Origin of the sequence: Pseudonocardia sulfidoxydans NBRC 16205 (assembly GCF_007989085.1) — a bacterium.
Lineage (GTDB): Bacteria > Actinomycetota > Actinomycetes > Mycobacteriales > Pseudonocardiaceae > Pseudonocardia > Pseudonocardia sulfidoxydans.
Genome location: NZ_BJVJ01000065.1, coordinates 21,842 through 34,115 on the forward strand (window position 1 = coordinate 21,842; position 12,274 = coordinate 34,115).

The following is a 12,274-nucleotide window of genomic DNA, read 5'->3' on the forward strand; positions in this document are numbered from 1 at the left end:
GGGTTCGTCGACCGGGGTTCGTCGACGAGCCGAGGTTTCACGGCGGTCCCGCGGTCTACTACACGGGCATGAGGATCCTCGACGCCATCACCGGCGGTCTCGAGCGGGCGACGGTGCTGGACCGGCCCGCGGCACTCGCCCGGAGCGTGGTCTCCACGGTTCTCGCCGACCGCCGCGTGAAGGACGCGCTGCACGGGGTGTGGCTGGGCCACTCCCTGCACCCGGCGCTCGCGCAGCTCACCGTCGGCTCGTTCACCTCCGCGGCGGTGCTCGACGTGACGGGGACGAACACCCGGGGGTCGTCCACGCTCATCACGGTGGGGCTGCTCAGCACCCCGGCCACCGTCGCCGCGGGCTGGGCCGACTACGCCGAGAGCCACGAGGAGCAGCAGCGCGTCGGCATCGTCCACGCCGCCACCAACGTCACCGCGGTCGCGTTGTTCGGCATCTCCCTGCTGCAGCGCGCCCGGGGCCGCAGCGGGCGGGTGACGTCGGTGCTCGGGGGCACGGTGGCCGGGGCCGGGGCCTGGCTCGGGGGCCACCTCGCCTACCGGCAGTCGTTGGGCCCCAACCAGGCCGAGTCGGTCCCGCACACCGGACCCGACGACTGGCAGGCCATCGGCCCGGTCGCCGACCTGCCCGACGGGGCCGCCGTCTGCCGTCGTGCGGGGGCGGCCGACGTGCTCGTCGTGCGCCGCGGCGGCGACGTCGCGGTGCTGTCGAACCGCTGCCCGCACCTCTCGGCACCGCTGCACGACGGGGACCTCGATGTCGCGTCGGGCGAGATCACCTGCCCGTGGCAAGGGAGCGTGTTCCGGCTCGACGACGGAACGGTCGTCCACGGTCCCGCCACCGCGCCCGTCCCGGAGTTCGCGACCAGGGTCACCGACGGCGTCCTCGAGGCCCGGGTGGTCACCTATCCCGGCGTGCCCGCGAGCTGACCGGGCGTGACTCCGGCGGCGCCACCACCGCCGGAACCGCCTGCGCTCCCCGGCGTAAAACCCGCGCGCAACCTCACGGTCCTGTTCCCGGCTCCGGACAGCAGTGAGGTTGCGCCCGGTCGTCGGCGGACGCCGCGCGTGGCCGTCGCGCCGCCCGGCGCGGGGCCGAGCGGGTCGCCCACTCACAGGGCCGCGAGCAGCAGGGCCAGGGTCGCCGTCACCGCCTCGGCGCAGATCTTCCCGGGATCGCCGTCGAGCCGGTGGTGCTCGGTCCGGCAGGTGTCGGCGGTGACCACCGCGACGAAGACGGTGCCCGCGGGGCAGCCGTCCTGCTCGCCCGGCCCGCCGACCCCGGTGACCGCCACGGCGACGTCCGCGGACAGCAGCTTGCGGACCCCGTCGGCCATGGCCTCGGCGGCGTCGGCGCTCACCACGGGGCCGGGCGGGACGCCGAGCACGTCGTGCTTGACCTCGCCGCTGTACGCGACGAGGCCGCCGCGGAACCACTCCGAGGCGGCGGGGGCCTTCGCGAGCGCGGAGGAGACGAGGCCTCCGGTGAGCGACTCGGCGACCGCCACCGTGCGGCGGCCACGGACGCGCGACGACGCCTCGTCGGCGAGGTCGGTGGGGGAACCGTTGTCGGGCATGGGTCGTCGTTACCCCGACTTGGGCGAGCGAACCCTACCGGCCCGCGCGTCCAGCCGTTCGCGCTGCGCCACGACGACGTACTTCGGGTCCTTCGTCGACGCCACCCCGGCCTCGAACACCCCGAACCGTTGCAGCGCACTGCCGGTGAGGAGCGCGAGCCCGGACGCGGCGGCACCCGCGCGGCTGCGCGGGGCGAGCAGGACCGTGCCGAGGAGGCCTGCTGCGGTGAGCGACTCGGACGCCCGCCGCAGCGTAGCGACGTGCCCCTCGCGGTAGACCTCGCCGACGAGGCCGAGCCGGTGCTCCATCACCCGGGACGCGACGATCTCCCCCGCGGCTCCGACGGCGGCGAACACCCGCGCGGGGCCCGCCTCGGCCACGGGTGCGCACAGCATGCCGAGCCCTCCCCCGCTGGCCGCGGCCGAGCCGACGAACACGAAGGGCAACTCGTCGCGGACCTCGCTCCAGCCCGGAACCGCGGTGTGCGACAACAGGACCGCCGTGTACGAGGCCACCGCCGGCGCGGTGGCGGCGGCGCTGATGCCCAGCGGGCGGGCGAGCCGGTCGAGCAGCCGACCCGCGAGGCGGCGCCGCCGCACCCGCGCCGGCAGCAGCTCGGCGACGGCCGCGGCGGCCGCACCGGGACCGAACGCGCTGAGGATCCACGTCCCGACGCTCATCGGCGACGTCGGCTTGAGCACGCGCAGCATGTGGTGGAACCGCTCCGGGCGGCCCAGGTCCGAGACGAGGAAGTACAGGCTCGCCCCCAGCGCCCCCAGCGCCCCCAGCGACCCGATCCGGCACGAACGCCGCAACGACGGACGGCCCGTGAGGTCCGCACCCGCTGCGAGCACCGACGACCCGGCCGCCAGCCCCCCGCAGAACAGGTAGGCCGCGATCTTCCACTCCCACACCGGCGCCTTGAGCACGGGACGGCCGTAGTACGAGCCGAACTCCGCCTCGGGGACGACCGTCGGTTCGCCGCCCCGGCGACCCCGGCGGATGCCCTGGAACATCCGTGCCGAACGGCCCGCGGCGCCACCCTCGTCGCTGCGCCGCTCCGCGGGCGCCGGCTGCGGACCGCTCACCGGCGTCCCCCGGCGAACGCGGCGACCCCGGCCAGCGCGAACGCCACCGCGGCCGCCCCGGCGCGGCGCCACATCGACGGCGCGTACCGGGTCGGGACCTGCGGGTCCGGCGGCAGGCCGTACACCTCGGGCTCGTCGAGCAGCAGGAAGAACGCGCCGTCGCCGCCGACGCCGTCGTCGGGGTCGCGGCCGTAGAGCCGGGCCTCGCCGACACCGAGGTCGTGCAGCTGCGCGAGCCTGCGGTCGGCGCGCTCACGCAGCTCGTCGAGCTCGCCGAACTGGATGGAGTCGGTCGGGCAGGCCTTCGCGCACGCCGGTTCGAGGCCGTCACCGATGCGGTCGTAGCAGAGCGTGCACTTGTTGGCGCGGCCGTCGTGCTCGCGCCGGTCGATCACCCCGTACGGGCAGCCGGAGACGCAGTAGCCGCAGCCGTTGCAGATGTCCTGCTGGACGACGACGGTGCCGAACTCGGTGCGGAACAACGCCCCCGTCGGGCACACGTCCAGACATCCGGCGTGCGTGCAGTGCTTGCAGACGTCCGAGGCCATCAGCCAGCGGAAGTCCGTGCGGGTGCCGGCGTCCGCGAGGTCGCCGGGCCGGTCGAACCCGGGCATGCCCAGCTCCTGCGGCTCGGGGCCACCGGGCGGGAGCGGGCTCGTGCCGAGCTCGGACCCGCCGCGGGGCGCCTCCCGCAGCCGGGGCTCGACGGCACCGGCGGTCTCGGGGATGCCCGACGTGCCGGTCGGGAGCCCGTCGAAACCCGGGTCCTGACGTCCGGTCACGCGCGGCTGCTCGACGAACGCGACGTGGCGCCACGAGTTCGCGCCCAGCATCCCGGTGTTGTCGAACGACATCCCCAGCAGGTCGAGGCCGTCCTCGGGAACGTCGTTCCACTCCTTACAGGCGACCTCGCACGCCTTGCAGCCGATGCAGACCGAGGTGTCGGTGAAGAAGCCGACGCGCGGCGGGTGCGCGACGTGCCCCGCGTCGCCGGCGACGTCGTCGAGCGGTCCTGACAGGCGGTTGCGGCTCACGGGCTCTCCTCGGTGTGGGGCACCCCGTGGCTCGTGGCGATCCGGGTGCCCGTCTCGACGGTGACGCCGGCCTCGGCCCGCACCCGCTCCATCAACGCGAGCAGCTCCTGACCGCGCGGGCGGGGTCCCGGGCGGACGTCACACGTCGTCACCTTGCTCTCCTGGATGAAGACGTTGGAGTCCTCGACGACGCCGAACAGGTCGTTGACGACGTCGCCGGACACCAGGCCGGTGTGGCCGAAGTGGTAGGGCAGCCACACCTGGTGGATCACCCGGCCCTCGATCCGCAACGGCGCCAACCGGTCCGTGACGACGACCCGCGCCTGCACCGCCGTCCGGCTGGTGACGACGTGCGCGTCTCCGAGATGAGCCAGGCCCCGCTCACGGGCGAGCTCCGGCGACACCTCCACGAACAGCGCCGGCTGCAGCTCCGCCAGGTAGGGCAGCTGACGGCTCATCCCACCCGCCGTGTGGTGCTCGGTGAGCCGCGCCGCGGTGAGGACGTAGGGGAACACCTCGCCACCGCGCTCCGGAGGCGACGGGTTCGACGGGTTGTCCGGGCGGCCGTAGACCTTGCGGGTCGGGTTGCTCTGCTGGCCGTAGAGCGGGTTGCGCACCGGCGACTCGTGCGGCTCGTAGTGCGTGGGCAGCGGCCCGTCGAGCAGGCCGTGCGGCGCGAACAGCCACGCCTTCCCGTCGGGCTGCATGATGAACGGATCGTCACCGCACAGCGCCTCCGGGCCGGTGCTTCCTTGCGGCGCAACATGTCCGGGCGGGAGGCGCGCCGGGAAGTCCGGCACGTCGTGGCCGGTCCACTCGCCGGCGTCGGCGTCCCACCAGACGAGCTTCTTCCGCTCGCTCCACGGCCGCCCCTGAGGGTCGGCCGACGCCCGGTTGTAGAGCACGCGCCGGTTCATCGGCCACGTCCAGCCCCACTCGGCGTCGTAGGGGCCCTGCTCGGTGTGGGGCGTGCGGCGGGCGGACCGGTTGACGCCGTCGGCGTACACACCGCTGTAGATCCAGCAGCCCGACGACGTGCTGCCGTCGGCCTTCAGCCCCAGGTAGCCGGGCAGCAGCTCCCCCGTGGTCAGGTCGTACCCGTTGATGCGGCGCAGGACGTCGTCGGCCGAGGGTTCGGCCCACGGACCGTCGCCCTCGGTGGCGTGGTCCCACGCCAGCCGCTGCACCGGGACGTCGCGAGGCTCGGTGGAGGCCGCCAGCCGCTCCCGGACCAGGCGGCCCAGGTGGTGGGCGAACCACAGCTCCGAGCGCCGGTCACCCGTCGGCTCGACGGCCTTGGTGCGCCACTGCAGCATCCGCTGCGTCTGGGTGAACGTGCCCTCCTTCTCGACGTGCGACGCCGCCGGCATCAGGAACACCTCGGTGCGGCACTGTTCCGGGACGATCTCCCCCGTCTCGATCTCCGGGGAGTCCTTCCAGAACGTCGCCGTCTCGATCTCGTTGAGGTCGCGCACGACCAGCCAGTCGAGGTTGGCCAACCCGAGCCGCTGCAGCTTCCCGTGCGCCGAGCCGACGGCCGGGTTCTGGCCCAGCACGACGTAGCCGAACACCTTTCCGTCGATCATGTCCATGACGGTCCGGTACGTGCCGTGGTCGCCGTCGATGCGGGGAAGCCAGTCGAAGCCGAAGCCGTTGTCCGGGGTGGCCGCGTCGCCGAAGTACTCCTTGAGCAGTGAGACGAGATAGGCGTCGACGTCGTAGCCGTAACCCTTGTGCCCCGCACTGCGCTGGTCGTCGACCCACGCGTCGATGTCGGTGTGCTCCACGTTGGGCATCGCGAGGTAGCCGGGGAGCAGGTTGAACAGCGTCGGGATGTCGGTCGAGCCCTGGATGCTCGCGTGCCCGCGCAGCGCGAACACCCCACCGCCCGGCCGGCCGACGTTGCCCAGCAACAGCTGCAGGATCGCGCCCGTGCGGATGTACTGCGCGCCGACGCTGTGCTGGGTCCAGCCCACGCTGTAGACCAGCGCCGTCGTCCGCTCCCGGGTCGAGTTGGTCGTCCACGCCCGGCAGACGTCGAGGAACTGCTCCCGCGGTGTGCCGCAGACGCGCTCGACCATCTCCGGGGTGTAGCGGGCGAAGTGGCGCTTCAGGATCTGGAAGACGCACCGCGGGTCGCGCAGCGTGGGGTCCCGCTCGGCGTCGGCGGCGCCCTCGAGCCCGGCACCGCTCGCGCCCGCCTGGAAGGGCTCGCTGAACGTCTTGGCGCGGCTCCCGTCCGTCTCGCCCGGAGGCTGCGTACCGGCGTAGTACCAGCTGTCGCGCGAGTAGGTGCCGGTGGCGGGGTCGTAGCCGGAGAACAGACCGTCGAGATCCTCGGTGTCGGCGAAGTCCTCACCGACCAGGAACGAGGCGTTCGTGTAGGCGGCGACGTACTCGCGGAAGTCCAGGTCGTTGTCCAGGACGTGGGCGATGATGCCGCCGAGGAACGCGATGTCCGAGCCCGCCCGGATGGGGACGTAGGTGTCGGCGACGGCGCTCGTGCGCGTGAAACGCGGATCGATGTGGATGACCCGGGCGCCGCGGCCCTTGGAACCCGACCGGGTGCGCTTCGGCCATGTTCGAGCCGATGATCACGATGCAGTCCGAGTTCGCGAGATCCTGCTGGTAGTCCGTCGCCCCGCCGCGACCGAAGGAGGTTCCCAGACCGGGAACCGTGGCGGAGTGTCAAATACGGGCCTGGTTCTCGATCTGGATGGCGCCCATCGCCGTGAAGAGCTTCTTGAGGAGGTAGTTCTCCTCGTTGTCGAGCGTCGCCCCGCCGAGCGCCGCCAGCCCGACCGTGCGGTTGAGCCGCCGCCCCTTCCCGTCGACGTCCTGCCAGCCGCGTTCACGAGCGGCGACGACGCGGTCGGCGATCATCTCCATCGCCTCGTGCAGGTCGAGGTCGGTCCACTCGGTGGCGTAGGGGGCGCGGTAGCGCACCTTGTCGAGCCGCTGCGGACCGGTGACGAGCTGCAGGCTCGCCGAACCCTTGGGGCACAGGCGGCCGCGTGAGATCGGGGAGTCGGGGTCGCCCTCGATCTGGACGATCTTCTCGTCGCGCACGTACGCCTTCTGGGCGCAGCCGACCGCGCAGTACGGGCACACCGAACCGGCCACCCTGTCGGCGTCCGCGGTCCGCGGGCGCAGCCCGACGTGCGACGGCGACTGTGCCGCGGCACCGCGGCCGAGCCGGTCGTGCCCGGTCAGCTGTCGCACCACCGGCCACTGGCCCAGCCGTTCCCACATGCGCGGTCCCCTCTCGCCGACCAGCCCGATACCCCGGAACGGGCCGAGGAAACCTCCCGCGCCGACCGACACGGATCTTCTCCCCCGTTCGAGTGATTCGGTCACCGGTGGAAAGCGGGCGGTGTCCGCGACCGGCGGCCGGGTATCGCTGCGGGCACCCGATCGAACGGAAGGAGCCGCGATGACAGGGACACCGACATGGGGCACCGGCAACGGCGCGGGCAACAACGGCGACACCAGCGGCACCGTCACGCATGCCGCCGACACCGCCCGGTCCGAGGGGAGCGAGGTGGCGCACACGGCCGCCGAGGCCGGCAGCCAGGTCGCGAGCACGGCCGCGGACGCCACCAAGGAGGTCGCCGGGGAAGCCCGGCGACAGGCGAGGGACCTGTACGGCGAGGCCCGCTCCCAGCTGCAGCAGCAGGCGGGCGCCACCCAGCGGCAGGTCGCGGGCGGGGTGCGCAGCGTCGCCGCCGAGCTGCGGCAGATGGCCGGGGCCGGCGACGGCGGCCCGGTCGCCGACCTCGCCCACCAGGCCGCGGGCCGCGCCGACGACCTCGCCGGCTGGCTCGAGCAGCGCGACCCCGGCGACCTCGTCGACCACGTACGGCGCCTCGCCCGGCGCCGCCCCGGCGCGTTCCTCGCCGGTGCCGCGCTGGCCGGTGTGCTCGCCGGACGCCTGACCCGCGGGGTCGTCGACCACGAGCGCAGTTCGTCCGACGGCACGGGGACCGTGGGACGGGGCCCCGTCGCGCAGCCGGGGCATCCGGTTGCGCCGGGCCCGGTGACGCCCACACCGAGCACGCCCGCGACGACGCTGCCGCCCGCGCCGACCGACCCCCACGCGCCGCCGGCCTACTCGGACACCGATCCGGCGCGCACAGGTGGTCCGCCGCCCGGTCCGGGCTTCGGCGGACCTGCGGGTCCCGGCTCGGGCGGACCTGCGGGTCCCGGCGGTCCCCCACCCGCGCCCGATCCCGTTCCCGGCCCCCGGACCGACCCGGTTCCACCGGTGCCGACACCCGGATCCGGACCTGCGCACGCCCTCCGGCCGGGATCGCCGACCGTCGGTGACTACGTCGACGAGATCGGCCGCCACGGTGACCCCCGCGTGACCGAGGACCCGCGGTGACCGGCCCCGGCCCCACGCCGCCGGGCTACGGCACCCAGCCCGGCTACGGAACCCCACCGGGCCAGGGCAACCAGCCCGGGTACGGCGTCCCGGGCGGCCCTGTCGTCGCTCCCGGCCAGGCCGCACAGCCGGGGTACGGGGCACCGCCCCAGTACGAGGCACCGCCCAGGCACGAGGCACCGCCCCAGTACGACGGCCGGTCGCAGTACGAGCCCCACGGGTCGCAGTTCGAGCCCCACGGCGCCCTGCCCCACGACCCGCACCCGGACGTCGAGACCCTGTCCGTCGGCGACCTGATGGGCCGCGTCTCCCGGGACCTCTCCACGCTGATGCGCCAGGAGCTGGCCCTCGCCCAGGCGGAGCTGAAACAGGAGGCCCGCAACGCCGGCCGCGCGGCCGCCGGCTTCGGCGGCGCCGGGTTCGGCGCCTACATGGTGCTGCTGTTCCTGTCCGTCGCACTGTGGGCGGGCCTCACGAACGTGATGGACGGCGGCTGGGCCGGCCTGGTCGTCGCCGCCGTCTGGGCCGTGATCGCCGCCGTCGGCTACGTGATCGGCCGTTCCAACCTGCGCAGGACCAACCCGACCCCCGAGCGGACCGTCGACACGCTCAAGCAGGTTCCCGACGCCCTGAAGAGCCGGTGAGGAGAACCCGATGACGACCCCCTACGACACCCCCCAGACCACCTCCAGCTCCGACCCCGATGCCATCCGGCGCGAGATCGAGCGGACGCAACGCCGGCTCGGGGGCGACGTCGACGCCCTGACCGAGAAGGTGACCCCCAGCCGCATCATGGAGCGCCGCGTCGGCCGCGTCCGCAGCCGCGTCGCCGGCTGGCGCGACGCGGTGATGGGCAGCGACTCCGACGACCACCCGTCCGGCGCCCGCGGGCTCGCGAGCCAGGCCTCCGACCGGCTCGACGACGTCACCTCCACGGCGTCGGACACAGCGTCCGACGCCGCGTCGCGGGTCGCCGACACCACCCGCGACCTGCCCGACGCCGCACGACGCCAGACCCGCGGCAACCCGCTGGCCGCCGGTCTGATCGCCTTCGGAGCGGGCTGGCTCGTGTCGTCGCTGCTGCCCGCGACCCGGCAGGAACAGGAGCTCGCCGGCCAGGTCAAGGACAAGGCTTTGGAGGCCGGGCAACCCCTCGTCGAGCAGGCGCAGGAGAAGGCCCAGGAGCTCGGCGAGAGCCTCCGCGAACCGGCCCAGGCGGCCGTCCAATCGGTCCAGGAGACCGCTCAGGATGCCGTCTCCACCGTCCAGGACGAGGGCCGCTCCGCAGCCGACCAGGTGCAGGACCGGGCCCAGCAGGCCGGCAGCACGGTCAAGGACGAGGCGACCGGACGCTGACTCACGGCGCGACCGGGGTCGGAGGTGTTCCCTCCGGCCCCGGTCGCGTGTCGGCCCTACTCACAGAGCACGGCGGGAGGACGCCACCGATGCACCGGTCCGATCCTCCTGCCGTCCGGCGCTCGGGGCCGACCCTGGAGGTGTGGATCGCCAGGCCTGCGGAGCTGGCCCGGCTCCGCGAGGCGCTGCGGCTGGTCGCAGCGCACCGCCACCTGCCGGAGGAGGACGTGGCACGGCTGCTCGTCGCGGTCGGCGAGGTTCTCGGCGCCGCCCTCCTCGCCGGGCGGGCACCGGTCCGCGTCCGTTGCTCGTGGGCATCGTCGCTGCGGGTGCGGCTCGACGTGGCGGCCCAGGGCCCGGGCTGCCCGTTCCGACCGCCCGACGGCCCCGACGCGGGCGCGACCCGCGCGGGCGTGCGGGTCGCACACGAGCTCGTCACCGTGCGGGACGTCTGCTCGGACCATGGCCACTCGACGTGGATGTGGGCGACGACGAGCCCTCGCTGAGCCGGTGCTCGCCTACCTCCCCGTCGACGGCGAGCTGGTCCTGGTGCGCCCCGACGGGCACGTCGACATCCGGACGACCGATGTCGCGGCCGTGCCCCGGCGGGGCCGGTCAGCGTCCGTGCACCGAGGAGGCCGCGCCCAGCAGCGCGCCGATCAGCGGCCTCGCACGCCGGATCCCGGCGGCGGCCCCGTCGTCGACCAGGCCGGCGAGCAGGCGGACGGTCCGGACGTCGGCGAACCGCAGGCGGCCGACGTCGACGATCCGGGGTGCGGCGGCGAGGTGCGACTCGAACACCTCGGCCAGCGCGGAGACGTTGGACAGGTCGCACTCCCCCGCCAGGAGGAGCTCACCGTCCGGCCCTTCGGTGACGCGCAGGAGCCCGTCGTCGTACAGCGACGGCACACTACGGACGACGTCGTGGAGCGAGCCGAGCCGCGCACGGTGCTCAGGAGTCGTCTCCCAGGCCGTGTAGAGGCACAGAATCTCGGCCCCGCGGGCCAGCTCCCCGAGCACGGACTCCCGAGCGACGAGCCAGGGTCGGCCCCAGACCAGCAGCCGCGGCGGGGTCGCCGTACCGACCGCCCGCAGGGCCAGTTCCACGGCCGGATCCGGACGGGCGCGCAGCGCGACCACACGCCCCGTCCGCTCCAGCTCGTCGAGATCGATGTCCCAGGCGCGAAGATCGTCGGCGAGCTGCGCGACGCTCGGGCAGCCGACGAGGACGGTCGCGCCCTCCGGTACGGCGGACGTGAGGAAGGAGGCGACGAGCTCGAGACGCTCCTCGAACGACCCGACGATCGCGCAGTCGTGGCTCGCGTGCCGGGTCACCGCGGGAACCCGCCCCTGGACGGGCGCCCCCGACGCGGCCCACGCAGACCGACGGCGGTTGCGTCGACGCGGCCCACGAGGATCAGCAGGAACCAGAGTGCGGCGTAGAGCCCCATCGGACCCTCTCCTCGACCTGGTTCCGGTACGAGCCGCGGTGCCCCATCGCTCGCACGGCGACCTCCCTCGTCCGTGAGCGGCGTGGGCGCCGCTCCCCGGCGCACGTCCGGCCGGTCCAGCCGGACTACCCGCGCCCAGCGCGTTCATGTCCCGTGCTCACCGGTAGCGGCGAGGCGGGCCGGTGCCGGCGGAACTCCGCGTCGACACTGTCCGGGCCGAACGGGCTGTCGCCGACCATTGCGAAGCTCCTCGTCGACGACCCGCCCGTCGAGGTCGTAGAGGCCGACGCGCACGAAGTCGGTCTCGGCGGCCGGCCCTCGGCGATCGCGATCAGCCGGGCCAGGCCCGCCGGTTTTCGCCGTCGCGGGCTCCGCTACGGTGGCCCCCCGCTGCGCGGCAGTTGCTTTCAGTCCGGCGGAAGAAGTCCTGGGATCCGCCCGGGGAACATGCAGCACTTGGGGTCCACCGGCAGCGCCCCGGTCGACGCCGACCAGCAGCTCCTCGACGAGGATCCGCGCGGCACCCGCCCCAACACCCACGTCCGGTTCGGCCCCTGCCGGTAGAGCGCCGGCGTGGCGGGCGGCGGCACAGCGTTCCTCCGACGCCGCGCTCCAGCTCGGCTCGACGTCCTGCGCCGCCTCCGCGAGCGGGCGCGGCCACGACGCGAACCGCAACAGCGCCGGGTCAGGGAGTGTGCCCGCAGACGTTCGCCGAGATCCGTGCCGTGCAAGTACGCGGCACCCAGGAACAGCCGCATGTCCACACGCACCTGCTGCGCGTGGGTCGTCGTGGTGGCCACCGCCGCGGTGATCTCGTCGAGCAGCGGGACCCGGGTCCCGGTGCCGGACCGCGAACCCGCTGTGGGGCCACGGCTGCGCCGTCCACGCGCCGACACTCAGCCGGTCCTCAACGACGAGCGATGTGTCGTTGAACGCCGAGCCGAACACCGTCTCGGCGAACTCGCGCAGCTTCACGCCCTCGTCGTCCGCGCTGCCGAGCGTCGCAGAGGTCGCGACGGGGGTGATCGCCCCGAGGGCGACTCGTCCGTCGTCACACCGGGCAACGTGCCGAGGCGGCGCAACAGCGACGTCGGTCCCCTGCGCGACGTCGTAGGTGTGGAACTAGTCGAGCACCAGGTCACGCAGCGACTCATCTCCCGTCGAAAAGCGGTCGAGCAACCGGGCGCCCCGCCCCCCACGCGCCGAACGGCCCCTGAGCTGCGACGACCGACCTTTGTTCGAACTGATGTTCGAGTAGAATCATGACATGTCCCCCGACCGGCTCGACACCGCGCACCGCCTGCTCCAGCAGGCGATGACCGAGCTGGCCGCCGTGTCGGGCCCCGCGGCGGGTGACGACGACCTGCTGTCC

Annotated in this window: 9 protein-coding genes and 1 pseudogene; 5 read left to right on the forward strand and 5 right to left on the reverse strand. The window is 74.0% G+C overall.

The genetic code is table 11. The features are described from left to right. The first annotated feature begins 68 nt into the window (after window positions 1–68). The gene (locus tag PSU4_RS23975) at window positions 69–941 is read left to right on the forward strand and encodes a Rieske (2Fe-2S) protein (RefSeq protein ID WP_147112781.1); all 873 of its coding nucleotides are present in this window, start codon (window positions 69–71) and stop codon (window positions 939–941) included. Between the two features lie 182 nt (window positions 942–1,123). On the opposite strand, the gene PSU4_RS23980 is transcribed toward PSU4_RS23975, so the two are convergent. The 4 genes and pseudogenes from PSU4_RS23980 to fdh form a co-directional block, all read right to left on the reverse strand. Next, entirely contained in the window at window positions 1,124–1,588 is a 465-nt protein-coding gene (locus PSU4_RS23980) for a CinA family protein (protein WP_147112784.1), read from the reverse strand. Between the two features lie 9 nt (window positions 1,589–1,597). Next, window positions 1,598–2,605, reverse strand: coding sequence for an NrfD/PsrC family molybdoenzyme membrane anchor subunit (gene nrfD / locus PSU4_RS23985; protein ID WP_147112801.1), 1,008 nt, complete (start codon window positions 2,603–2,605; stop codon window positions 1,598–1,600). 68 nt (window positions 2,606–2,673) lie between these two features. After that, complete coding sequence (locus PSU4_RS23990; protein WP_147112787.1) at window positions 2,674–3,711, reverse strand: 4Fe-4S dicluster domain-containing protein; 1,038 nt, start codon at window positions 3,709–3,711, stop codon at window positions 2,674–2,676. Beyond that, window positions 3,708–6,963: pseudogene (fdh, locus tag PSU4_RS23995) on the reverse strand (formate dehydrogenase). The gene PSU4_RS23990 and the pseudogene fdh overlap by 4 nt, the downstream one beginning before the upstream one ends. A gap of 181 nt (window positions 6,964–7,144) precedes the next feature. Here fdh and PSU4_RS24005 point away from each other — a divergent pair. The 4 genes from PSU4_RS24005 (at window position 7,145) to PSU4_RS24020 (ending at window position 9,957) form a co-directional block, all read left to right on the forward strand. Beyond that, window positions 7,145–8,095 (forward strand): hypothetical protein, encoded by a 951-nt coding sequence (locus tag PSU4_RS24005; RefSeq protein ID WP_147112789.1) that lies wholly within the window; start codon window positions 7,145–7,147, stop codon window positions 8,093–8,095. After that, a complete protein-coding gene (locus tag PSU4_RS32550) occupies window positions 8,092–8,739 on the forward strand; it encodes a phage holin family protein (protein ID WP_246115308.1) in 648 nt (215 codons plus the stop codon). Before PSU4_RS24005 ends, PSU4_RS32550 begins: the two co-directional genes overlap by 4 nt. A gap of 10 nt (window positions 8,740–8,749) precedes the next feature. Beyond that, window positions 8,750–9,451 (forward strand): DUF3618 domain-containing protein, encoded by a 702-nt coding sequence (locus PSU4_RS24015; RefSeq protein WP_147112792.1) that lies wholly within the window; start codon window positions 8,750–8,752, stop codon window positions 9,449–9,451. 89 nt (window positions 9,452–9,540) lie between these two features. After that, on the forward strand, window positions 9,541–9,957 hold the full coding sequence (locus PSU4_RS24020; protein WP_147112794.1) for an ATP-binding protein: 417 nt from the start codon (window positions 9,541–9,543) through the stop codon (window positions 9,955–9,957). Between the two features lie 109 nt (window positions 9,958–10,066). Here PSU4_RS24020 and PSU4_RS31530 read toward each other — a convergent pair whose 3' ends face one another. After that, window positions 10,067–10,786 (reverse strand): DEAD/DEAH box helicase family protein, encoded by a 720-nt coding sequence (locus PSU4_RS31530; protein ID WP_186817150.1) that lies wholly within the window; start codon window positions 10,784–10,786, stop codon window positions 10,067–10,069. Between the last annotated feature and the right edge of the window lie 1,488 nt (window positions 10,787–12,274).

Coding starts and splice junctions, on each gene's coding strand:
- nrfD (WP_147112801.1), bottom strand. CDS start 2,605: ATGTTCCAGGGCATCCGCCGGGGTCGCCGGGGCGGCGAACCGACGGTC.
- PSU4_RS24020 (WP_147112794.1), top strand. CDS start 9,541: ATGCACCGGTCCGATCCTCCTGCCGTCCGGCGCTCGGGGCCGACCCTG.
- PSU4_RS24015 (WP_147112792.1), top strand. CDS start 8,750: ATGACGACCCCCTACGACACCCCCCAGACCACCTCCAGCTCCGACCCC.
- PSU4_RS24005 (WP_147112789.1), top strand. CDS start 7,145: ATGACAGGGACACCGACATGGGGCACCGGCAACGGCGCGGGCAACAAC.
- PSU4_RS23975 (WP_147112781.1), top strand. CDS start 69: ATGAGGATCCTCGACGCCATCACCGGCGGTCTCGAGCGGGCGACGGTG.
- PSU4_RS23980 (WP_147112784.1), bottom strand. CDS start 1,588: ATGCCCGACAACGGTTCCCCCACCGACCTCGCCGACGAGGCGTCGTCG.